General features: G+C 67.4%; 19 protein-coding genes and 1 pseudogene. 13 read left to right on the top strand and 7 right to left on the bottom strand.

What is annotated here, in order from left to right:
* The first annotated feature begins 25 nt into the window (after positions 1 to 25).
* Entirely contained in the window at positions 26 to 859 is an 834-nt protein-coding gene (locus F1C58_RS05705) for an ABC transporter permease (RefSeq protein WP_255461361.1), read from the top strand.
* Positions 859 to 2,214 carry a transaminase gene (locus F1C58_RS05710; protein WP_185203331.1) on the top strand — a complete coding sequence of 452 codons (1,356 nt, stop codon included), beginning with the start codon at positions 859 to 861 and terminating at the stop codon, positions 2,212 to 2,214. Before F1C58_RS05705 ends, F1C58_RS05710 begins: the two co-directional genes overlap by 1 nt.
* Before the next feature lie 133 nt (positions 2,215 to 2,347).
* On the opposite strand, the gene F1C58_RS05715 is transcribed toward F1C58_RS05710, so the two are convergent.
* The 3 genes from F1C58_RS05715 to gabT form a co-directional block, all read right to left on the bottom strand.
* Entirely contained in the window at positions 2,348 to 3,244 is an 897-nt protein-coding gene (locus F1C58_RS05715; RefSeq protein ID WP_185203332.1) for an endonuclease domain-containing protein, read from the bottom strand.
* Positions 3,245 to 3,494: 250 nt separating this feature from the next.
* Positions 3,495 to 4,466, bottom strand: coding sequence for an asparaginase (locus tag F1C58_RS05720; RefSeq protein ID WP_185203334.1), 972 nt, complete (start codon positions 4,464 to 4,466; stop codon positions 3,495 to 3,497).
* Positions 4,463 to 5,812, bottom strand: coding sequence for a 4-aminobutyrate--2-oxoglutarate transaminase (gene gabT / locus F1C58_RS05725; RefSeq protein ID WP_185203336.1), 1,350 nt, complete (start codon positions 5,810 to 5,812; stop codon positions 4,463 to 4,465). Before gabT ends, F1C58_RS05720 begins: the two co-directional genes overlap by 4 nt.
* Before the next feature lie 38 nt (positions 5,813 to 5,850).
* On the opposite strand from gabT, the gene F1C58_RS05730 reads away from it, so the two are divergent.
* From F1C58_RS05730 to F1C58_RS05740, 3 genes are all read left to right on the top strand, one after another.
* Complete coding sequence (locus F1C58_RS05730; RefSeq protein ID WP_185203338.1) at positions 5,851 to 6,324, top strand: OsmC family protein; 474 nt, start codon at positions 5,851 to 5,853, stop codon at positions 6,322 to 6,324.
* Positions 6,325 to 6,391: 67 nt separating this feature from the next.
* Positions 6,392 to 7,369, top strand: a complete 978-nt coding sequence (locus F1C58_RS05735) for an FKBP-type peptidyl-prolyl cis-trans isomerase (protein ID WP_255461287.1) — start codon at positions 6,392 to 6,394, stop codon at positions 7,367 to 7,369.
* A gap of 37 nt (positions 7,370 to 7,406) precedes the next feature.
* On the top strand, positions 7,407 to 8,489 hold the full coding sequence (locus F1C58_RS05740; protein WP_185203340.1) for a 1-deoxy-D-xylulose-5-phosphate reductoisomerase: 1,083 nt from the start codon (positions 7,407 to 7,409) through the stop codon (positions 8,487 to 8,489).
* Here F1C58_RS05740 and F1C58_RS05745 read toward each other — a convergent pair.
* Positions 8,486 to 8,875 (bottom strand): hypothetical protein, encoded by a 390-nt coding sequence (locus F1C58_RS05745; protein ID WP_185203342.1) that lies wholly within the window; start codon positions 8,873 to 8,875, stop codon positions 8,486 to 8,488. The two genes, F1C58_RS05740 and F1C58_RS05745, sit on opposite strands and share 4 nt — an antisense overlap.
* Positions 8,872 to 10,176, bottom strand: a pseudogene (locus tag F1C58_RS05750) (serine/threonine-protein kinase). The gene F1C58_RS05745 and the pseudogene F1C58_RS05750 overlap by 4 nt, the downstream one beginning before the upstream one ends.
* A 59-nt stretch (positions 10,177 to 10,235) precedes the next feature.
* On the opposite strand from F1C58_RS05750, the gene F1C58_RS05755 reads away from it, so the two are divergent.
* From F1C58_RS05755 to rbfA, 7 genes are all read left to right on the top strand, one after another.
* The gene (locus tag F1C58_RS05755) at positions 10,236 to 11,612 is read left to right on the top strand and encodes an RIP metalloprotease (protein WP_185203344.1); all 1,377 of its coding nucleotides are present in this window, start codon (positions 10,236 to 10,238) and stop codon (positions 11,610 to 11,612) included.
* A 44-nt stretch (positions 11,613 to 11,656) separates the two neighbouring features.
* On the top strand, positions 11,657 to 12,805 hold the full coding sequence (gene ispG, locus F1C58_RS05760) for a flavodoxin-dependent (E)-4-hydroxy-3-methylbut-2-enyl-diphosphate synthase (RefSeq protein WP_185203346.1): 1,149 nt from the start codon (positions 11,657 to 11,659) through the stop codon (positions 12,803 to 12,805).
* Between the two features lie 161 nt (positions 12,806 to 12,966).
* Entirely contained in the window at positions 12,967 to 14,757 is a 1,791-nt protein-coding gene (locus tag F1C58_RS05765) for a proline--tRNA ligase (RefSeq protein ID WP_185203348.1), read from the top strand.
* A gap of 189 nt (positions 14,758 to 14,946) precedes the next feature.
* Complete coding sequence (gene nusA / locus F1C58_RS05770; RefSeq protein ID WP_185203349.1) at positions 14,947 to 15,942, top strand: transcription termination factor NusA; 996 nt, start codon at positions 14,947 to 14,949, stop codon at positions 15,940 to 15,942.
* A gap of 78 nt (positions 15,943 to 16,020) precedes the next feature.
* On the top strand, positions 16,021 to 16,308 hold the full coding sequence (locus tag F1C58_RS05775) for a YlxR family protein (RefSeq protein WP_185203351.1): 288 nt from the start codon (positions 16,021 to 16,023) through the stop codon (positions 16,306 to 16,308).
* Between the two features lie 107 nt (positions 16,309 to 16,415).
* Complete coding sequence (gene infB / locus F1C58_RS05780; RefSeq protein ID WP_185203353.1) at positions 16,416 to 19,103, top strand: translation initiation factor IF-2; 2,688 nt, start codon at positions 16,416 to 16,418, stop codon at positions 19,101 to 19,103.
* Positions 19,104 to 19,234: 131 nt separating this feature from the next.
* Positions 19,235 to 19,678: a 30S ribosome-binding factor RbfA gene (gene rbfA / locus F1C58_RS05785; protein WP_185203355.1), complete on the top strand. Its 444-nt coding sequence runs from the start codon at positions 19,235 to 19,237 to the stop codon at positions 19,676 to 19,678.
* Between the two features lie 89 nt (positions 19,679 to 19,767).
* Here rbfA and F1C58_RS05790 read toward each other — a convergent pair whose 3' ends face one another.
* Together F1C58_RS05790 and F1C58_RS05795 are read right to left on the bottom strand one after the other, a co-directional pair.
* Positions 19,768 to 20,628 (bottom strand): Fpg/Nei family DNA glycosylase, encoded by an 861-nt coding sequence (locus tag F1C58_RS05790; RefSeq protein ID WP_185203357.1) that lies wholly within the window; start codon positions 20,626 to 20,628, stop codon positions 19,768 to 19,770.
* Between the two features lie 32 nt (positions 20,629 to 20,660).
* Positions 20,661 to 21,530 (bottom strand): A/G-specific adenine glycosylase, encoded by an 870-nt coding sequence (locus F1C58_RS05795; RefSeq protein WP_255461288.1) that lies wholly within the window; start codon positions 21,528 to 21,530, stop codon positions 20,661 to 20,663.
* Positions 21,531 to 21,586: 56 nt separating this feature from the next.
* Between F1C58_RS05795 and F1C58_RS05800 the strand changes: the two genes are divergently transcribed.
* Positions 21,587 to 22,246, top strand: coding sequence for a uridine kinase (locus F1C58_RS05800; RefSeq protein WP_185203359.1), 660 nt, complete (start codon positions 21,587 to 21,589; stop codon positions 22,244 to 22,246).
* The last annotated feature ends 16 nt before the right edge of the window (positions 22,247 to 22,262 follow it).

Genomic DNA, 22,262 nt, shown 5'->3' on the forward strand with positions numbered 1-22,262 from the left:
GGAATCGCGGGCGATCGCGGCGGCAGTGGATGCCCCTCCGGCCCCGCGCGGCCCTCGCGTCCGCTTCAGCCTCGGCAGCTGGTTGCTTCCGGTCTACACGGCGCTCGCGCTCGTGTTCCTCCTGATCCCCATCGCCTATACTTTCATCTTCTCGTTCAACGACTCCATCAAGTCGAACATCTCCTGGCGGGGGTTCACCCTCGACAACTGGACCCATGTCTGTGACGCGCAGGATGTCTGTGCGGCCTTCGGCAACAGCATCCTGATCGGGGTCATCGCGACGGTGGTCGCGACGACCCTCGGTACGATGATCGCGATCGCGCTCGTGCGCTACCGCTTCCGATTCCGTTCGGCGATCAGCCTGCTGCTGTTCCTGCCGATGGCGACTCCCGAAGTGGTGCTCGGCGCCGGCCTCGCTGCGGAATTCCTCGGAGCCGGAGTGGAAAAAGGGCTGGTCACGATCATCATCGCCCACACCATGTTCTGCATCAGCTTCGTGGTGGTCACGGTGAAAGCGCGCGTGTCCAGTCTCGACCCCGCCCTCGAGGAGGCCGGTCGCGACCTCTACGGATCTCCGGCCCAGGTGTTCTGGCGCATCACGTTCCCGCTGCTGCTCCCGGGCATCGTCGCGGCGGCGCTGCTGTCCTTCGCCCTCAGCTTCGACGACTTCATCATCACCAACTTCAACTCCGGATCGGCGACGACCTTCCCCAAGTTCGTCTACATCGCGGCGGCCCGCGGCATTCCGGCGGAAGCGAACGTGATCGCCTCCGCGGTATTCCTCATCGCCATCGTCCTGGTGGTGTCGCAGCAGGTGAGTGCCGCGGCACGCCGGAAGCGACTGGCGAAGGTCGGTTGATGGCCTACGAGGATCGAGCTCGGCTGGCCGGGCTCTGGCAGGCCGAGATCGACCTGTTCCGTGCCCAGCGTCCGCGTTCGGCACAACTCTTCGCGGAGGCCACCCCCCACCTGCCCGACGGCGTGCCGATGCTCTGGATGGCGAAGTGGCCGGGGCCCTGGCCCGTCTACGTGCAGAGCGCATCGGGTTCTCACTTTCTCGACGTTGACGGCATCGACCACGTCGACCTGTGTCTCGGCGACACGGGCGCGATGTGCGGCCATGCGCCCGCGGCCGCCGTGGCGGCGATCTCCGCGCAACTCGCCAAGGGCTCGACCTTCATGCTCCCCACGGCTGATGCCGCTGCTGCCGCTGCACTTCTCGCCGAGCGTTTCGGGGTGCCGGCCTGGCAGTTCAGCCTCTCCGCGACCGATGCCAACCGCAGCCTGATCCGTTATGCCCGCCAGGTGACGGGCCGCCCGAAGATCGTGGTGCACGACTACTGCTACCACGGCACCGTCGACGAGGCCTATGCCACCCTCGACGAATCGGGGGCAGTGGTCGAGCGCCGGGGCACGATCGGGGCGCCGGTACCGCCGAGCCTTACCACGGCGGTCGTGCCCTTCAACGACATCCGGGCACTCGAGATGATGCTGGCGACGGGTGAGATCGCCGCCATGCTCATGGAGCCGGCCCTCACCAACATCGGAATCGTGCTGCCCGACCCGGGCTACCACGCGGCCGTTCGCGAACTCTGCACCCGCTTCGGAGTGATCCTGATCATCGACGAGACCCACACCCTGTCCGCCGGGCCCGGCGGGATGATCGCGCGAGACGGCCTCGACCCGGACGCAGTTGTCGTGGGAAAGAGCATCGGCGGAGGCATTCCCGCGGGAGCATATGGAATGACCGCGTCGTTCTCGGCCCTCGTGCGCGACTCGCTCGAACTGGAGGACATCGACGTCGGGGGAGTCGGCGGCACCCTCGCGGGTAATGCGCTGTCCCTCGCGGGCATCCGTGCCACCCTCTCGCAGGTGTTGACCGCCGAGGCCTTCCCGGCGATGATCGATCGCGCCACCGAATGGACGATCGGCGTGCAGTCGGCTCTCGACGAATTCCACGTGCCCTGGCAGGTCACCCAGCTCGGCGCGCGGGCGGAATACAGCTTTCGGCAGACAGCGCCCCACGATGGCGCAGAGGCGGCGGATGCCGATGACTTCGAACTGCAGCAGTACCTCCACCTGCACGCACTCAACCGCGGCATCCTCATCACGCCGTTCCACAACATGGCACTGATGGCCCCGAGTACTACGGCGGCCGACGTCGAGCGGCACACCGTTGCTTTCCGCGAGGCGGTAGTGAGCCTTTACGCCTGAGCGGGCGGAGCGCGCCTCTCGCTTGGCCCGTGCACTCTGCCTCCTCCCTCGATATCCCACCCCCGAGTTGCACTCTTCTGCGAGCTCGCGCGCACTCTCACCCGCAAAAGAGTGCACCTCGCTTGTGCTGGCGTCAGCGACAGGCAAGCAGCCGACGGATGCGCATCACGAGCTCGGCCGGATCCTTCAGGTCGCCGGCGTTCAACTCCATCACTCGCCAGCCGACGGCCTCCAGCTTCGATCGACGGGTCATGTCTGCCCGCCACTGCCCCTTGGTCGTGCGGTGGTAATCGCCCTGGTACTCGAGCACCAGGCGAAGGCCCTCGAAGATGAAATCGGTGCGGGCGACGAACTCTCCGAATCGGTCCGTCACCTCGCGATTAATCTCAGGCGTCGGGAATCCGGCGTCCTCGACGATCAGACGGAGCCGAGATTCCGGCGGAGATTCGGAGCGCTCGTTGAGGCGCAGTACCGCTCGGGACAGTGCGCGGAATCCACGCCGTCCGCGTCGCAGGCGAAGCGCCTTCTCGAGGGCGACCCTGGTGGTGAAAGGCCTTCGCCAGTGGATGAGGTAGTCGCCCGCGGCGACGAGATCCTCGAACGCGAGCTGGTCCGCGAGGTCGGTCCAGGTGCGCACCGTGGAGGTGACCCGGAGCCCCGACAACATGCTGACATCGGAGGGCACTACTGCCAGCCGGTGCCCCACCACCCCGCTCGCGGAGAGGGCCCGCGACGGCGACGGGACGCCCACGTGAAGCCGATCTGCGTGCTCGAGGGCCCAGGGGAGCGGGATGCCATGGATGAGTGCGGCGGTCGAGTGGCTGAAGAATGCGCGTCCGGGCATCCTCAACTGCAGGAGCGCGCACCTGTCGTGGAGGTCTGCCGGTGGGCTGGTCGCACGAACGCCCCACAGGCTGCGATCGAGGTCTCCCGCACGCAGGCGGCTTGGAGTGACTCCGAAGCCCCGCGCGGTGCCGACAGTGAATCCGTGCGCGGGAAGGCCTGGCGGGAGGGCAGCGGCTCGTGTCATCCGTCGAGGGTGCCAGTACGGGCTCCTCTTCGCGCGAATCGTCCACAGGAGCGCGAGTGAGCGCGATTCCGGGCGCGAGTTGCAGTCTTTTGCGACCTCTCGCTGAAGTGCACCCACAAAAGACTGCAACTCGGCGGGGGGGAGGTTGCGGGCGAGGGAGGTCGCGCGCCAAGCGACGGAGTGCGAAACGAATGGCCGCGCGAGCGGCGTGCTAGTCGATCACGCCGACCCCGAAGCGCAACCCCTGGCGCTAGAGACCCCGCACGAGCTCCGACACGCGGATGGCTCCCACCGGCAGTCCTCCGCCGAGCACCCTCTCGGTGGTCAGGGCGCCAACTCGGTCGGCGTCCTCGAGCGAAATGGCGCCGACCGAGGCCAGCATCCCGAGCCCGACGAGAGAGGTCGCGCGAGCGCTGCCATCCAGCATCTTGAGCGCCACGGCCGTGCCGTCGGGGGCACCCATCACGATGACACCCTCGGCACCGCCCTTGGTGAGCAGGCCGAGCTGTTCGATCACGACGGTGTTGGCGCGACCCGGCCCATCGATCGCCCAGGGCTCGGCCAGCACCGCGGCCGTGAGGAGCGCCGCGGAGGGATCGCGTGACGCCGCGACGCGCCCGACAGCGGTCGCGAGTCCGCGAAGCGTGGTCGCGAACACCGGTGCGCCACAGCCGTCGACGCCGATATGCCCCACCGGTTCACCGGTGAATTCCTCCACCGTGGCGCGGATCCGCTGCTGCAGCGGATGCTCCGGGTCGAGGTAGCTCGCGGTGTCCCAGCCGTTCTCCACACAGGCCAACAGAAAAGCAGCATGCTTGCCGGAACAGTTCATCGTGATGCGCGCGGGGGCGGATGCCGCCGACCGCGACGCGCTGTCGAGCGGCCAATCGACGGGACACTGCAGGGCCTCCACGTCGAGACCGGCCCGCTCGAGAATCGAACGGACCACCTCGACATGGGCTGCCGTGCCCGCATGACTGGCCGTCGAGAGCACGAGTTGCGCCCCGGCGAGGGACACCCCTGAGCGGAGCACGGCGATGGCCTGGAAGAACTTGAGCGACGAACGGCCGTATACGAGGGCATCCACGTCTCCGAGAGAGCGCAGCACAGAGCCATCCGGTGAGACGACGACCGCCGCGCCGAGGTGCCGCGATTCGTCGAGCCCTGATCGCGAGAGGATCGCCAGTTCGACGACGCCGGTGGGGTCGAGGGGGTGGCTCACAGGGCCGAGAGGGCGTCGTCGAGCACCTGGAGCGCCTCGTTCAGCAGCTCGGTCGAGATCGCGAGCGAGGGGAGGAAGCGGATGATGTTGCCGTAGGTCCCGGCACTCAACAGCAGCACGCCATTCTGGGCCGCGAACGCCGTGATCGCGGAGACCGCGGCCGCGTTCGGGGTGTGGGTGCCCGGCTCGACCAGTTCGATCGCGATCATCGCCCCGATGCCCCGCACGTCTCCGATCACCGGATGGCGCTTCTGCATCTCGAGCAGGGCCGGCCTGAGCACGCCCTCGATACGAGCTCCCTCGGCGAGGAGGTTCTTCGACTCGATCTCGTCGAAGACGGCGATGGCGGCCGCCGCTGCGACCGGGTTGCCGGCAAAGGTGCCGCCGAGGCCACCGGGATGTGAGGCATCCATGATGTCTGCCCGGCCGGTCACGCCGGCGATGGGAAGTCCGCCCGCGATGCCCTTGGCGCTCAATACCATGTCGGGCACCACGCCGAAGTGTTCGATGGCGAAGTACTTGCCCGTGCGAGCCATGCCGCTCTGGATCTCGTCGGCGACGAACACGACTCTGTTGGCGGTGCACCACTCGCGAAGGGCGGCGAAGTACCCCTCGGCCGCGACCACGAAACCGCCTTCGCCCTGGATCGGCTCGACCACGAGGCAGGCGAGATCGCTGGCACCGACGGACTTCTCGAGGTACGAGATGGTGCGGGCCGCGGCATCCGCCCCACTCAGTCCGTCGTGGAACGGGTAGGAATTCGGGGCGTGGTGAACATCGCTCGCGAAGGGCCCGAAGCCGAGTTTGTATGGCATCGCCTTGAAGGTCATCGCCATGGTGAGGTTGGTGCGGCCGTGATAGGCGTGGTCGAGCACGGCGACGCCCGTGCGGCCGGTGAACTTGCGCGCGATCTTCACGGCATTCTCGACGGCCTCCGCGCCGGAGTTGAGCAGCACCGTCTTCTTGGCGAAATCGCCGGGCGTGTGCTCGGCCAGCAGTTCCGCCACGCGCACATAACCCTCGTACGGGGTGACGGTGAACATCACGTGGGTGAAAGCGGCGAGCTGGGCGGATGCCGCGGCCACGACCGCCGCGTCGGTGTGGCCGATCGTCATCACTCCGATGCCGGCCCCGAGGTCGATGAACTGGTTGCCGTCGACGTCCACGACGATCGCACCGTGGGCGCGCTCGACGAAGACGGGGATGGCGGATGCGACGCCCACCGGGATCACCGCGAGGCGTCGCGCCTGCAGTGCCTGCGAACGCGGTCCCGGAATCGCGGTGACGATGCGCCGCTCCGGCACGATTTCGGCAGAATCGAGGGTGGGGGCGAGGGTGTCGGTCATGCGAAAATCCTACCGCCGGAGGGCGTAGCGTTCTGAGGGTGAACCACGAACACCACTTCGCCGTGTCCCTGCAATGGACCGGAAACCGCGGCACAGGAACAAGCGGGTACAAGGCCTACGGGCGCGATCACGTTGTGCGGGCCGAGGGCAAGCACGAGATCAGCGGGTCGTCGGATCGGGTCTTCCACGGCGACGCCGATCGCTGGAATCCCGAAGAGATGCTCATCGCCGCCCTCAGCCAGTGTCACCTGCTCAGCTACCTCCATGTCGCGGCGAGCAACGGCGTCGTCGTGACGGACTACACGGATGCCGCGACCGGCGTCATGGAGCAGACGGCGGACGGCGGCGGGCACTTCACTTCGGTGACTCTTCGCCCGGTCGTGACGATAGCGACCGACAATGTCGAGCTCGCGCTCTCCCTGCACCACGAGGCGAGCCTCAAGTGCTTCATCGCCAGTTCGATGAACTTTCCGGTGGAACACCAGCCGCGGGTGGTGTTCCGGGCCGAATAGGGCGACGGATCCGCGACATTCAGTGTTTGGTCAGCTTGATCACTGGGTGTGCCCCCACACTTGTCCGGTGAAGAAAACTCTCTCGGTGAAGAAATCCCTGTCGGTCTTGGCCATCGCCGCGCTCGCCTTCTCTCTGGCAGCCTGCAGCTCATCCACCTCGGCAGACGGTTGCACCCCGACGGCATCCGGCTCCAACTCGAGCAAGGTGAAGGTCACCGGCAAGTTCGGATCTGCGCCGACCGTCAAGTTCACCAAGGGGCTCAGCACCAAGAAGACCGAACGCTCTGTGGTGATCGACGGCAAGGGTGCCGTCGCCAAGGCGAACGGCACCGTCGAGGTCGACTACACCGCCTACGACGCCGCGTCGGGTAAGAAGATCGACGCCACAACTTACAAAAAGGGATCGACCACGTCGTTCCAGCTCAAGGACTCCAGCATCCTGCCCGGCATGATCAAGGGCCTGCAGTGTTCGCCCGCGGGCAGCCGCGTCGTCGCGGTCATCCCCCCGGCGGATGCCTTCAAGGCGGCCGGCTCGGAGGGGCTCGGCGTCAAGGGCACCGACTCGCTCGTCTTCGTCTTCGACGTCGTCAAGGTCGCCGCACCGGTGAAGGTGCTGCCGAAGGCGAACGGTGCGGTCCAGAAACCGGTCGCCGGCCTCCCGACCGTGAAGCTCGCCTCCAACGGCGAGCCGACCATCACCGTGCCGAAGGCTGACGCCCCGACCGACCTGAAGATCGCGGATCTCAAGAAGGGCACCGGCACGACGGTCAAGTCCGGGGACACGGTCACCGTCCACTACACCGGCGTCATCTGGGCGACGGGCAAGGTTTTCGATTCCAGCTGGACCCGCGGCACGCCCGCGAGTTTCGCCACCACAGGCGTCATCCCCGGCTTCGGCAAGGCTCTCGTCGGCCAGAAGGTCGGATCGCAGGTCATCGCGGTCATCCCCCCGGCTGACGGCTACGGCAGCGGTGGGCAGTCCGCGGCGGGTATCAGCGGCACGGACACCCTCGTGTTTGTCGTGGATATCCTCGCTACCGCCTAACCTCCGGCACCGCATCCGGAACGGCTAGCGTAGCCACATGCGTCGCGTCATCATCCTCGGTTCCACCGGCTCCATCGGAGTGCAGGCACTCGAGGTGATCGCGGCCAATCGCGACCGCTTCGAGATAGTCGGCCTCGCCGCGGGGTCCCGCCGTGACGCGGTGCATGCCCAGGCGACCACATTCGGCGTCGAACACGTCGCCCTCGGGGAGATCGAGGCCGAGCAGCTGGTGCGATCGGTCGAGGCGGATGTCGTGCTGAACGGCATCACCGGATCGGTGGGGCTCGGCCCAACCCTCGCCGCCCTCGAGGTGGGAGCGACCCTCGCGCTCGCCAACAAGGAGAGCCTGATCGTCGGTGGCGAGCTGGTGATGGGTGCCGCAGCCCCCGGTCAGCTGGTGCCGGTTGACTCCGAGCATTCGGCGATCGCGCAGGCGCTGAGGAGCGGAACGTCCGCCGAAGTGCGTCGTCTCGTGCTCACGGCATCCGGAGGGCCGTTCCGCGGACGCACCCGCGAGTCGTTGCGGGATGTCTCGCCGCGTGAGGCGCTCGCGCACCCCACCTGGGATATGGGGCTCGTCGTCACCACCAACTCGTCGACCCTGGTCAACAAGGGTCTGGAGATCATCGAGGCTCATTACCTGTTCGATGTGCCCTACGACCGCATCGACGTGACGGTGCATCCGCAGTCCATCGTCCACTCGATGGTGGAGTTCGTCGACGGATCGACCATCGCCCAGTGTTCGCCGCCGGACATGCGGCTGCCGATCTCCCTTGGCCTCGACTGGCCGAACCGGGTTGAGGGGGTGGGGGTGCCGCTCGACTGGACGTCCGCGAGCACGTGGACCTTCGAGCCTCTCGATACCGAGGCCTTCCCGGCCGTCGATCTGGCGAAGCGGGTGGGGCGAGAGGGTGGCACCTATCCCGCCGTCTTCAACGCTGCCAACGAACAGGCGGTCCTCGCCTTCCACGCCGGGCGGATCGGCTACCTCGACATCGTCGACACCGTCACGGCGGTCGTGGACGCGCACTCGTCATCCGGTGCCCTCACCCGCGAGTCCCTCGCCGACGCCGAACTCTGGGCCCGCGCGGATGCCGACCGGCGTATCGCTCTTCGCTAACGGTCCTTGCCGCTGTTGCCTTTACCGGGCTTCTCGGTCTTGCCGGGTTTCTGGTCGGTCTGGGCGGCGACCGCCGCCTCCAGGTCGGCGCGCACGAGAGCCAGGGATGCCGTGATGCTGTCGAAGCGCGAACCGGTCACTTCGCCCCTGGCGCGCGCATCCGCCAGCATCGCGGTCAGCTCGTCCAGTCGCGCGAGCGCGGCGGTCGGGTCGCCGGCGGCGGATGCCGAGGTCACGGCCAGCACGGCGGACTGCAAGCGGGACGCGACCGCAGACGCGTAGGCAGAGGCCGCAGGGGTCTGAACCGGTGCGCCGGTGCCGGCACAGCCGCTGAGCGTGATGGCGAGTACCAGAGCGCCGGTCGCCAGCGTCGTCGCACGCCTCACGGTGCCACGCTCTGCTGCAGTTGGCGCAGGTGCTCGCCCAGGGTGCCGGCCACAACCGGGTACGCGACACTCGATGCGCTCGGCTTCGGAGACGGTGAGGTGCCGGATGCCGCGGGGGCGGTCGAACCGGGGCGGAGCGACACGGCGAGCACTATCACCACGAGCACGACAGCCGCAGCGGCGCCGATGAGCGCGAAACGCCGGCCCGAGCCGGAGGAGGCCGCAACCGGGTTTCCGTCTGGCCCACCAAGCACGACGGTGGGCGCAGCCTCTTCCGACGCGCCGATTACCAGTGTCGGAGCGGGGTCCTCGGGGGCGGACATCCGCTTAGTCTGCTCCCAAAGCTCGGTCGAGGGTTCGGTCGAGGTCGTGGCCTGCAGCGGCACGGTCTGCTCGAGTCCGATCTCGCGCTCGGGCACCTCCATCGTGGACAGGCGCAGAAGAGTCGAAGCGACGCTCGCCGCATCCGGCCGGTCCGCCGGCGCACGCCGGGTCATCGCCGCGAGGAGATCGCGCCAGGAGTCGTCGAGCGTCGGGGGGATCTCGGGATCACGGGAAAGCCGCGCGACGACGGACTCGATCGCGCTGCCCGGAAAGGCCCGCCGCCCGGTCAGGCACTCGAGCAGCACCAAGCCGAGGGAGTACACGTCGCTGGCGGTCCCGACGGTTGCGCCCTCCGCCTGCTCCGGACTCAGATAGGTGGCGGTGCCGATCACGGTGCCGGTCGCCGTCATCCGTGCGTCGTCGAGCAGTCGGGCGATCCCGAAGTCGGCGAGCTTCGCGAGCGGTGCACCCGATGCGGCGGGGTCGCGGGGCAGGAGGATGTTGGCGGGCTTCACATCCCGGTGAACGACGCCCCGGCCGTGGATTTAGGAGAGGGCACCAGCGACATTGCCGCCGATGCGGGCTATCACTGTCGGGTCGGATGTGCCGTCGAGGAGCCGAGTGCGAAGGTCTACTCCGTCCACGAACTCGAGCACGAGGTAGGCGCGCCCGTGGTCACCCACTCCACCCTCTGCAACAGCATCGAAGAGCGTCACCAGTGCCGGGGCATTCAGAGAGGCGAGCAGTTGCACCTCATCGCGCTGCCGGCGCACGTCGTCGGCATCCGCCAGCTCGCTGCGGAAGACCTTGAGTGCGACGGTGCGACCGAGTGACTCGTCCCGGGCGCGATAGACGGTGGCCATCCCCCCGACACCGACCGTCGATTCGATGCGGAACCGATCCCCGACGAGGTCGCCCGGAGCGAGCCCGGAGGGGGAGCCGTTCGAATCGGTGCTCATCACCCCATTCTGCGTCATAGGGAATCCCCGGCAGCCCCACCGACGACCTCCAGCCTCGGGCGGATACGCTGTGCAGCGTGGAAACCGTCCTGCTATACATCCTCGGCATCGTCGTGGTCGTGATCGGCATCGCCCTGTCGATCGGTCTCCACGAGATCGGCCACCTCGTGCCGGCCAAGCTCTTCGGAGTGAAGGTCGCCCAGTACATGATCGGGTTCGGGCCGACGATCTTCTCCCGCAAGAAGGGGGAGACCGAATACGGGGTCAAGGCGATCCCGCTCGGCGGTTACATTTCCATGGCGGGGATGTATCCGCCGGCGAAGAAGGGCGGTCGTCCCCGCACCTCCGGCACCGACGCGTCGTTCCTCGAGGAGGAGTACGAGGCCTCCGGCCGCACCTCCAGCACCGGCTTCTTCCAGACTCTCGTGCAGGATGCCCGCACCGCGAGCGCCGACACCATCACCGTCGGCGACGAGGATCGCGTCTTCTACAAGCTCCCGATCTACAAGCGGGTGATCATCATGCTCGGCGGACCGTTCATGAACCTCGTGATCGCGGTAGTGCTGTTCGCCGTCGTGCTGAGTGGCTTCGGCACCCAGCAGCTCGCCGTGGGAAGCGTCTCCGCCTGTGTGCTTCCGGCGTCCAGCACCGCCGACAGCTGCTCCCCGAGCGATCCGGAGGCACCCGGATCGGCGGCCGGCCTCAAGCCGGGCGACCAGATCATCCGGATCGCCTCGATCGACTACCCGACCTGGGACCAGGTGACCGGAGTCATCCGCACCTCCGCGGGAAAAAACGTCGACATCACCGTGAATCGTGCCGGGCAGACCCGGGTTCTCACTGCCGTGCCGCTCCTCACCGTGCGGAACGTGCTGACCACCAGGGGCGCGGTCGTGAAGGATGCGAACGGCAAGGCCGTCACAGAGAAGGTCGGCTTTCTCGGCATCGGGCCGGATGTCGTGCTCGCCCGCCAGCCGCTCAGTCGCGTGCTGCCGACCCTCGGCACCAATATCGGCGCCGATGTACACCTGATCCTCAACCTCCCGCAGCGTCTGGTTGATGTGGCGAAGGCCGCCTTCGGCACAGAGGCCCGGGACCCAAACGGCCCGGTGAGCGTCGTCGGCGTCGGTCGGATCGCCGGTGAGGTCACCGCGACGCAGACCTCCCCGTTCGCCGAGCGCTTCTCGTTCCTGCTGGGCCTGATCGCCTCGCTCAACGTCGCGCTGCTGGTCTTCAACCTGGTTCCCCTGCTCCCGCTCGACGGCGGACACGTGGCGGGAGCACTGTGGGAGGGAATTCGCCGCGCCTTCGCGAAGCTCTTCAAGCGACCCGATCCGGGGCCTGTCGACATCGCCAAGATGGTGCCTGTCACCTTCGCCGTCGTGCTGGTGCTCGGCGCGATGAGCGTGTTGCTGATCTACGCCGACATCGTCAAACCGATCGCGCTGCAGTAGAGGCATTCAGAAGTCGCTCACGCGGCTCGCGTACAATTCTCGGCGTGCCAGCAATCAACTTGGGTATGCCCCTCGCCCCTCCCGTATTGGCCCCGCGTCGCAAGACCCGCCAGATCTCCGTCGGCAAGGTGAAAGTCGGCGGTGACGCGCAGGTGAGCGTGCAGTCGATGACCACCACGCAGACCACCAACATCAACGCCACTCTCCAGCAGATCGCCGAGCTCACCGCGACCGGATGCGACATCGTGCGAGTCGCGGTGCCCCACCAGGACGACGCGGATGTGCTGCACATCATCGCCAGCAAGAGCCAGATCCCGGTCATCGCCGACATCCACTTCCAGCCTCGCTACGTCTTCACCGCCATCGACGCCGGGGTCGGCGCCGTTCGGGTGAACCCCGGCAACATCCGCAAGTTCGACGACCAGGTCGGCAAGATCGCGGCGGCAGCCAAGGCGGCCGGGGTGAGCATCCGCATCGGGGTGAACGCGGGTTCGCTCGAGCCGAGCATCCTGCAGAAGTATGGCAAGGCCACCCCGGAGGCGCTCGTGGAGAGCGCGGTCTGGGAGGCGTCGCTGTTCGAGGAGCACGACTTCCACGACTTCAAGATCTCCGTCAAGCACAACGACCCCGTGGTCATGGTGAAGGCCTACCGACTGCTCGCCGAGCGCGGCGACTGGCCGCTCCACCTCGGTGTGACCGAGGCCGGCCCGGAATTCCAGGGCACGATCAAGTCGGCTACCGCCTTCGGCATCCTTCTCGGGGAGGGAATCGGCGACACCATCCGCGTCTCGCTTTCGGCTCCTCCGGTCACGGAGATCAAGGTCGGCCTGCAGATCCTGCAGTCGCTCAACCTGCGCGAGCGCAAGCTCGAGATCGTCTCCTGCCCGAGCTGTGGACGCGCCCAGGTGGATGTCTACCAGCTCGCCAATGACGTGACGGCCGGCCTCGAGAAGATGACGGTGCCCCTCCGCGTTGCGGTGATGGGCTGCGTCGTGAACGGACCAGGAGAGGCCCGCGAGGCCGACCTCGGCGTCGCGAGCGGCAACGGTCGCGGCCAGATCTTCGTCAAGGGCGAGGTCATCAAGACGGTGCCGGAGGCGGAGATCGTGCAGACGCTCATCGAGGAGGCCAATCGCCTCGCGGCCGAGATGCCTCCCGGGTCCGTCGGATCGCCCGAGGTAGTCACCGTCTGAGTTTCGCGCCGCTCAGGGGCATGGCCTCAGAGCGCGGTGGTGGACGTGGACCCCGTTCGGGTTGGGGTCCACCTCCAGAAGAGTCATCCGGAATGGACGCCCCCGCGGATTGGTCCGTGGTCGAAATATTTCGTCGCGGGCGCGGCGGCTAAAGTGTCCACGTGCCCACAAGACTCTCCCAACTCTTTGTCCGAACCCTCCGAGAAGACCCCTCCGACGCCGAGGTGACCAGCCACCGCCTGCTCGTGCGCGCCGGCTACATCCGCCGTCAGGGCCCGGGGATCTTCGCCTGGCTTCCCCTCGGACTCCGGGTCAAGCGCCGCATCGAAGCGATCATCCGCGAGGAGATGGACGGGATCGGCGCCCAGGAGGTGCACTTCCCCGGCTTGCTTCCCCGCGAGGCCTACGAGGTCACCGGGCGCTGGACGGAGTACGGCGACGGCATCTTCCGGCTGAAGGACCGCAAAGGTGCCGACTACCTGCTCGCCCCGACCCATGAAGAGGTCTTCACCCTTCTCGTGAAAGACCTGTACTCGTCGTACAAGGACCTTCCGCTGTCGATCTACCAGATCCAGGACAAGTACCGCGACGAGGCGCGGCCACGTGCCGGACTGCTGCGTGGCCGCGAGTTCACCATGAAAGACGCCTACTCCTTCGACTACAACGACGAGGGGCTCGACAAGTCCTACCAGGACCAGCGCGACGCCTATGAGCGCATCTTCGCGCGCCTCGGACTGGAGTACGTGATCGTGCAGGCGGACGCCGGAGCGATGGGGGGATCCCGCAGCGAGGAATTCCTCCACCCCACCCCGGTGGGTGAAGACACCTTCGTGCGCTCCGACGGTGGCTACGCCGCCAACGTCGAGGCATTCCACACCGATGCACCGGCGGCGCGGTCCTTTGACACGCTGACCCCGGCCGAAGTGCTCGACACCCCGGACACCCCCACGATCCAGACCCTGGTGGATGTCGCGAATGCGAAGCACCCGCGCCCGGATGGTCGCGCCTGGACAGCTGCCGACACCCTCAAGAACATCGTGCTGGCGCTCACCGCGCTCGACGGCACTCGCGAGCTCGTGGTCGTCGGCCTTCCCGGCGACCGGGAGGTCGACCTCAAGCGTGCCGAGGTGGCCTTCGCACCCGCAGCGGTCGAGGCCGCCAGCGAGGCCGACTTCGCGCGCCTGGACAAGCAGGAGGGTCGCGCAGGGCTCGTGAAGGGCTACATCGGCCCCTGGAGCGCCGCGGGGGCGGTACTGGGCGAGGAGTCGACCACGGGCATCCGCTTCGTCACGGATCCGCGCGTCTCCAGCGGGTCAGGCTGGATCACCGGGGCCAACGAGCACGGAAAGCACGTCTTCGGCCTCGTGGCCGGGCGGGACTTCGTCTCCGACGGCACCGTCGAGGTCGCGGAAGTGGTCGCGGGCGATCCGGCTCCGGATGGTTCGGGGCCGGTCGAACTGGCGCGCGGCATGGAGATCGGCCACGTCTTCCAGCTCGGGCGCAAGTATGCGGAGGCCCTCGGGCTGAAGGTGCTCGACCCGAACGGCAAGCTGGTGACGGTGACGATGGGCTCCTACGGCATCGGCGTCACCCGCATCCTCGCCGTCATCGCGGAGGCGAACAACGACGGTCGCGGGCTCATCTGGCCCCGCAACGTCGCGCCATTCGACCTGCACGTGGTCGCCGCGACCAAAGAGGTGGAGGTACTCGACGCCGCCGTCTCTCTCGCGGAGGACCTCGAGAAGCGCGGCTATGACGTGCTCGTCGACGAGCGCCCCAAGGTCTCGCCCGGGGTCAAGTTCGGCGATGCCGAGCTCATCGGGGTTCCGCTCATCGTCATAGTCGGAAAGGGTTTCGCCGAGGGGATGGTCGAGCTGTGGGACCGCCGCACTGGCGTGAAGACCCCGGTCGCGCTGGCCGACGTGGTCGAGGCGGTCGCCGCGCTCGACTGAGCACGGGGGCTCTGGGCATGGGGGGCACTGAGCAGCATGCCGCGGCAGCATCGCGGACGGGTGGACTCGGCAGCGGGAGGATGCCCGGGTGCCGGACCGCCCGCCGGCGCACCCTGCTAACTTAGAGAAAGACTTCGAGCGCGCGATCGCGGCGCACGAACGGACAATCGAAAATAGTGGAGGCCCTCAGTGGACATCGACCTGAGCGTGCTGCGTCTCTTGGAGCGCGAGCGCGAAATTCCCTTCGACGAACTCGTCGTGATCATCGAGCAGGCCATTCTCACGGCGTACCTCAAGCACATCGAGACGCCGGAGAACAAGGACGGCAACGCGCACGCGCGAGTGTCGCTCGACCGCAAGTCCGGGCACGTGAGCATCTTCGTGCCAGAGCTGAACGAAGAGGGCGAAGTGATCGGCGAGGCCGAGGATGTGCCGGAGGACTTCGGTCGCATCGGCGCCTTCGCGGCCAAGCAGGTCATCAACCAGCGCCTGCGGGACATCGGTGACGACAAGGTGCTCGGCGAGTTCAAGGGCCGTGAGGGCGACATCATCGCCGGAGTCATCCAGCAGGGTCCGAACCCGCGCATGATCCACGTGGACCTCGGCACGATCGAGGCCATCCTCCCTCCGGAGGAGCAGGTGCCCGGGGAGGTCTATGCGCACGGTTCTCGAATCCGCGTCTACGTCACGAGCGTGAGCCGTGGACTCAAGGGTCCGCAGATCACGGTCTCGCGCACGCATCCGTCGCTCGTTCGCAAGTTGTTCGCGCTGGAGGTGCCCGAGATCGCCAGCGGAGTCGTGGAGATCGTCTCCCTCGCCCGCGAAGCCGGCCACCGCACCAAGATCGCGGTGAAGGCCAACGAGCCCGGGGTCAACGCCAAGGGAGCGTGCATCGGCGAACTCGGGCAGCGTGTGCGCGCGGTCACGGCGGAACTCAACAACGAGAAGATCGACATCGTCGACTACAGCGAAGACCTGGCGACCTTCGTGGGAAACGCGCTGTCCCCGGCGAAGGTCACCTCCTCGTACGTGATCGATGCGTCGACGAAGGCCGTGCGGGCCCTCGTTCCGGACTACCAGCTCTCGCTCGCCATCGGCAAGGAGGGCCAGAACGCCCGACTCGCCGCAAAGCTCACCGGCGCCCGCATCGACATCCAGCCCGATTCGATCCTCGACCAGGACTGATCCCGTTCAGTGCGGTGGGGCGGATGCCTCGGCTCGCGGAATGGCGCGCCTCGGCACGCTGTTGCAGAAGGGGATAAGATGATCTCTGTTAGAACCTGTCTCGGCTGCCGCGAACGTGCTGACAGATCCCTCCTCGTGAGGGTAGTTGCACGCGATGGCGAAGCCGTTGTGGATGTATCCGCAACACTTCCCGGCCGAGGCGCCTGGGTGCATCCGACAACCCGCTGTGCTGAAACCGCGGTCGCTCGTAAGGCGATTGCGCGGGGACTTCGCGCGGAAGGTGCACTCGGCACAACGGGATTCCTGGCAGAAATTGCCGGTCTCACCATGAATGACACAGTCGGCGTTCCATCCGGAACGCCCTAACGAACAGGCTGATTGACCAATGGACAACTAATGAGCGGCTCGAAATGAGACCCGTCCACAATTAAGGCCTTCTCCTCATCGGGAGTCGGCCCGATAAGGAGAACACTGTGGCAAAACCACGCGTGCACGAGATCGCAGCAGAACTCGGCATTGACAGCAAGAAAGCCCTTGAGAAGCTCAAGGAAATGGGCGAGTTCGTCAAGGGACCGTCCTCCAGCATCGAACCTCCGGTAGCTCGCAAGCTGCGCGCCGCCCTCGAGGCCGATGGCATCAAGGCGCCCGAAAAGGCCGCGGCCCCGGCGGCCCCCGCCGCCCCCGCCCGCCCCACTCCCGCCCCCGTCGCCGAGGCTCCTGCGGCTCCGGCACCGAGTCCCGCCCCGGCGGCCCCCGCGGCCCCGGTAGCCGAGACCCCGGCTGCGACCCCGGCCACCCCGGCAGCTCCGGCCGCCGAGGGATCCAGCATCCCGCGCCCCGGAACGGCCAGGCCCGGAAACAACCCCTTCGCGAGCACCCAGGGGATGCAGCGTCCCGGCGCGCCCCGCCCGGGCAACAACCCCTATGCGTCCACGCAGGGCATGAACACCCGTCCGCCGGCCTCGGCGACCGGCATCCCTCGTCCGTCCGCTCCGCGCCCCGGCGCCCCGCGTCCCGGTGGACCGGGCCAGGCGGCTCAGCGTCCCGGTGGATTCGGACAGCGTCCGGCCGGTGCCGGTGGATTCCGTCCCGGTGGAGCCGGTGGGGCACGTCCCGCCGGTGCCGGTGGATTCCGTCCCGGTGGAGCTCCTGCCGGAGCTCCCGGCTCGAACTTCGGCCCGAACCGCCCCGCCGGCGGCGGCGGTCGCGGTCGCGGACCCGGCGGTGGCACCGCTGGTGCCTTCGGTCGCGGTGGCGGCAAGAGCAAGGCGCGCAAGTCGAAGCGCACGAAGAGGGCGGAATTCGAACTCCGCGAAGCTCCTTCGCTCGGTGGCGTCAGCGTTCCCCGTGGCGATGGAAAGACATCCATCCGTCTGCGCCGTGGCGCATCGATCACCGACTTCGCCGACAAGATCGACACGAGCCCCGGCAACCTGGTGACCGTGCTGTTCCACCTCGGCCAGATGGCGACCGCGACCGAATCCCTGGATGAGGCGACCTTCGACATCCTCGGTGAGGAGCTCGGCTTCAAGATCGAGATGGTCTCTCCGGAGGACGAGGATCGCGAGCTGCTCAGCGGCTTCGACATCGACCTCGACCAGGAGCTGGACGACGAGACCGACGACGACCTCGAGGCCCGCCCGCCCGTGGTCACCGTCATGGGTCACGTCGACCACGGAAAGACGCGCCTTCTCGACGCGATCCGCAATGCCAACGTCGTGGCCGGTGAGGCCGGGGGAATCACCCAGCACATCGGTGCCTACCAGGTCATGACGGAGCACGAGGGCATCGAACGCGCCATCACCTTCATCGACACCCCGGGCCACGAGGCGTTCACCGCGATGCGCGCCCGAGGCGCGCAGGTCACGGACATCGCGATCCTCGTGGTCGCGGCGGACGACGGCATCATGCCGCAGACCATCGAGGCCCTCAACCACGCGCAGGCCGCCAACGTGCCGATCGTGGTCGCGGTCAACAAGATCGACAAGGAGGGGGCCAACCCCGCCAAGGTGCGCCAGCAGCTCACCGAATTCGGTCTGGTCGCCGAGGAGTACGGCGGGGACACGATGTTCATCGACGTCTCCGCCCTCAACAAGATCGGCATCCCCGATCTTCTCGAGGCAGTTCTGCTCACCGCGGATGCCGGACTCGACATGCGCGCGAACCCCAACAAGGACGCGCGCGGTGTCGCCATCGAGGCCAAGCTCGACAAGGGACGAGGTGCGGTCGCGACCGTGCTCATCCAGTCGGGAACCCTCGAGGTCGGAGACGCGATCGTCGCCGGAACGGCCTACGGCCGCGTTCGCGCGATGTTCGACGAGAACGGCACGGCAGTCGAGTTCGCCACGCCCGCCCGCCCGGTCTCGGTGCTCGGACTCACTTCCGTTCCCCGCGCCGGTGACACCTTCCTCGTCACCGACGATGACCGCACGGCCCGCCAGATCGCCGAGAAGCGCGAAGCAGCGGAGCGCAACGCCCTGCTCGCCCGCAGCCGCAAGCGCATCAGCCTCGAGGACTTCACCAAGGCCCTCGAAGACGGCAAGGTCGAATCGCTCAACCTCATCATCAAGGGTGACGTCTCCGGTGCCGTCGAGGCGCTGGAAGAGTCGTTGCTCAAGATCGAGGTGGACGACAGCGTGCAGCTGCGCATCATCCACCGCGGTGTCGGTGCGATCACCGAGAGCGATGTCAACCTGGCGACGATCGACAACGCGATCATCATCGGATTCAACGTGCGCCCCGACACGAAGGCGCGCGAGCGCTCGGCCCGTGAAGGTGTCGAGGTGCGCTTCTACTCGGTCATCTACGCGGCCCTCGAGGACGTGGAGAACGCCCTCAAGGGAATGCTCAAGCCCGAGTTCGAAGAGGTGCAGTCCGGTGTCGCCGAGATCCGCGAGATCTTCCGCTCTTCCAAGTTCGGAAACGTCGCCGGTGTCATCGTGCGCAGTGGAACCATCACTCGAAACGCGAAGGCTCGCGTCATCCGCGATGGTGTCGTCGTCGGAGACAACCTCGCCATCGAGTCGCTGCGTCGATTCAAGGACGACGTCACCGAGGTGCGCACGGACTTCGAGGCCGGTATCGGTCTCGGTAAGTTCAACGACATCCAGATCGGCGACGAGATCGAGACGATCGAGCTCAAAGAGAAGATCCGGGTCTAACACCCGTCCGCAGCCGGCTACGGCCGGTGCCCGGACACAGGCGGAGCTCCGCAAGCTCCGCAAGCCTGTTTACCCGGGCACCGGCCTCCGCCGTCCGCTACCAGTTGTTTGAGAAGGAAAAGGGAAGAACAATGGCTGACCCGGCTCGCGCCGCCAAGATGGCGGACCGCATCAAGGTGATCATCGCGAAGACTCTCGAGCGAGGGCTCAAGGATCCGCGGTTGGGATTCGTGACGATCACCGATGTGAAGGTGACGGGCGACCTGCAGCACGCCTCGATCTTCTACACGGTCTACGGCACCGACGAGGAGCGTGCGGATTCCGCGATCGCCCTGAAGTCGGCAACGGGGATGCTGCGCAGCGAGGTCGGCAAGAACATCACCGCGAGGCTCACCCCTTCGCTCGAATTCATCGCCGACGCCGTGCCGGAGAACGCCAAGCACATCGAGGCGCTGCTCGCCGAAGCGGCCAGCCGCGACAGCGAGATCGGCGGGCTGCGCAGTACCGCGAAGTACGCCGGCGACGAGGATCCCTACGTCAAGCCCCGGGTTATCGCAGACGACGACGAAGACTGACCGTCTGGCCCGCGGGTCTCGATGCGCTCGCTGAAGCGGGCTGCTCGCGCTGCCGTCTGGTATTTCCTCCAGGGCCGTATCGAGACCGACTACTTCAACAGGCGTGACAGCACCCGGTCTGCCAGCGGCTTGCCGCCGGTCTGGCAGGTCGGGCAGTACTGGAACGTCGAGTCGGCGAAGATCACCTGACGCACGGTGTCGCCGCAGACCGGGCACGGCAGCCCGGTGCGCCCGTGCACCTGCAGTCCCGACTTCTTCTCCTTCTTCAGCTCGGAGGCGGAAAGCCCCTCCGCGCGGGCGATCGCGCCGCGCAACGTGGACTGCAGCGCCGCGAAGAGCCGCGCTGTCTCATCCTCGGACATCGAGGCAGGTTTGAACGGCGACATCTTCGCCGTGTGCAGGATCTCGTCGGAGTAGGCGTTGCCGATGCCCGCGATCAGGGACTGGCTGCGCAGCACACCCTTGATCTGCGCCCGGCCCGCGCCGGCGAGGATCTGCGCGAAGGCCTCGAGCGTGAAGGCGGGATCGAGCGGATCGGGTCCGAGTCGCGCGACGCCGGGCACCTCTGCCGGGTCGCGGACGATCCAGATCGCCAGGCTCTTCTTCGTGCCGAATTCGGTGATGTCGAGCCCGGACCCGTCATCGAGCACCAGTCTCGCGGCCACCGGCCCCTTGCCGAGGCGCGACGGAGGAGGTGGCGGATCCTCGCGCCAGCGGATCCAGCCGAGCAGGGCAAGATGCATGACGAGGTGGAGGTCACCCACTTCGAGGTCGAGGTACTTTCCGTGCCGTCCCACACCCCGTACGACCTCGCCAGAGAGGGCAGTCGCGGGCGGGTCGAAGGTCTTCATCGCCGCGAACGACAGGGCCTGGAACCGGTCGACGGTGCGCCCCTCCAACCGGGCGGCCAGGTCCGCGACCATCGCATGGATCTCGGGGAGCTCTGGCACGGCTCAAGTCAACTCCCCAAAGACGACCGCGTCTACTGGGGCAGTTCGTAGCCGTGCGCGGGTGACCCCACCACCAGCCCGTCGGCGAGCAGGCCGGCGAGCGCCCGGGAGCGCTGTGCATCATCCGCCCAGACCGTGTCGATCTCGGTGGCCCGCACCGGCACATCCGAGGCCCGCAACTCGGCGAGGATGAGACCACGCACCTGCCGATCTGAACCCTCGAACTTCTTCTGCACCTGCTTTCGCGGGCCTTCGTAGTCCGGGTAGCCTGCCGCTCGCCAGGCACACACCGCCGCAAGGGGGCACTCATCGCACCGGGGCGCGCGAGCGGTACAGACGATCGCGCCGAGTTCCATCGCCCCGGCATTGAAGGTTCGCGCACCCTCGTCGTCGGCCGGCAGCAGCGCCTCCATGGCGGCGAGATCCCGCTTCGTCGACGGAGGACCGGCATCGGCGTTGCCGTCGATCGCGCGGGCGATGACTCTTCGCACATTGGTATCGACAACGGGATGCCGGTCTCCGAAGGCGAAGACCGCCACCGCTCGCGCGGTGTAGTCGCCGATTCCGGGCAACGCGAGGAGCTCTGAGACATCACGCGGCACGATTCCGCCGTGGCGCTCGGTGATGGCCACCGCTGCCGCGTGGAGGTACAGCGCGCGACGGGGATAGCCCAGCCGGTTCCAAGCCCGCACCGCCTCGCCGGAGGGTACCGCGGAGAGCGACGCCGGGTCCGGCCAGCGTCGCAGCCACTCCTCCAATCGCGGGATCACCCGCACCACCGGCGTCTGCTGCAGCATGATCTCGCTCACCAGGGTGCCCCAGGCGCTGAAACCCGCGCGGCGCCAGGGAAGATCCCGCTGGTTGGCGACGAACCATTCGTTGACGGCCGGCGCGATGCTCACCCCTCCACTCTACGAAGCAAAGCTCGTGATGGGCGCCGCGGCGTAGGCTAGCGACCATGGCCAGATGGCAGCCCGAAAAAAAGGATGTGCTCGACGCACTCGCCGCCGAGATCGTCTCCCTCTACGCCGGTGGACGCGTCGTCGTCGCCGTAGACGGGATGGATGGCGCAGGCACAGGCCCGTTCGCCGACGACCTCGCCGTCGCGCTCACCGCAACGGGACGCTCGGTATTCCGGGCATCCATCGACGACTTCCACCGCTCCCAGGCCGAACGTCTGGCGCGCGGCGCCGATTCGCCCGAGGGCTACTACCGGGACTCCTTCGACTACTCGACCTTCCGGCGCGTGCTGCTCGAGCCGTTCCGAATGGGAGGCAGCACGGCTTTCGTGACGGCGGCCTTCGATCGGGCGCGGGACCTCGCCGTGCAGTCGAAGTGGCGCACCGGCCCGAAGGACGCCATCCTCGTAGTCGACGGCGTCTTCCTCAACCGACCGGAGCTCGCCGGGCTCTGGAACTACTCGATCTGGCTCGACGTTCCCCGCGAACTCGCGGAAGAGCGCATGCTTGGCCGCGACGGACCCACCGAGAACGTCGAACGGTATCGCGGGGGTCAGGAGCTCTATCTCTCCGAGACCAGCCCGCGGACGGCCGCGTCGAGCATCATCGACAACCGGGATCTCGAGCACCCGAGACGGGTCTTCGCCGACTCCTGTTAGGGCGTGGACGTCGCCT

Origin of the sequence: Glaciihabitans sp. INWT7 (assembly GCF_014217685.1) — a bacterium.
Taxonomy (GTDB): domain Bacteria; phylum Actinomycetota; class Actinomycetes; order Actinomycetales; family Microbacteriaceae; genus Lacisediminihabitans.

Coding starts and splice junctions, on each gene's coding strand:
- F1C58_RS05710 (WP_185203331.1), top strand. CDS start 859: ATGGCCTACGAGGATCGAGCTCGGCTGGCCGGGCTCTGGCAGGCCGAG.
- F1C58_RS05715 (WP_185203332.1), bottom strand. CDS start 3,244: ATGACACGAGCCGCTGCCCTCCCGCCAGGCCTTCCCGCGCACGGATTC.
- gabT (WP_185203336.1), bottom strand. CDS start 5,812: ATGACCGACACCCTCGCCCCCACCCTCGATTCTGCCGAAATCGTGCCG.
- F1C58_RS05740 (WP_185203340.1), top strand. CDS start 7,407: ATGCGTCGCGTCATCATCCTCGGTTCCACCGGCTCCATCGGAGTGCAG.
- F1C58_RS05775 (WP_185203351.1), top strand. CDS start 16,021: ATGATCTCTGTTAGAACCTGTCTCGGCTGCCGCGAACGTGCTGACAGA.
- rbfA (WP_185203355.1), top strand. CDS start 19,235: ATGGCTGACCCGGCTCGCGCCGCCAAGATGGCGGACCGCATCAAGGTG.
- F1C58_RS05800 (WP_185203359.1), top strand. CDS start 21,587: ATGGCCAGATGGCAGCCCGAAAAAAAGGATGTGCTCGACGCACTCGCC.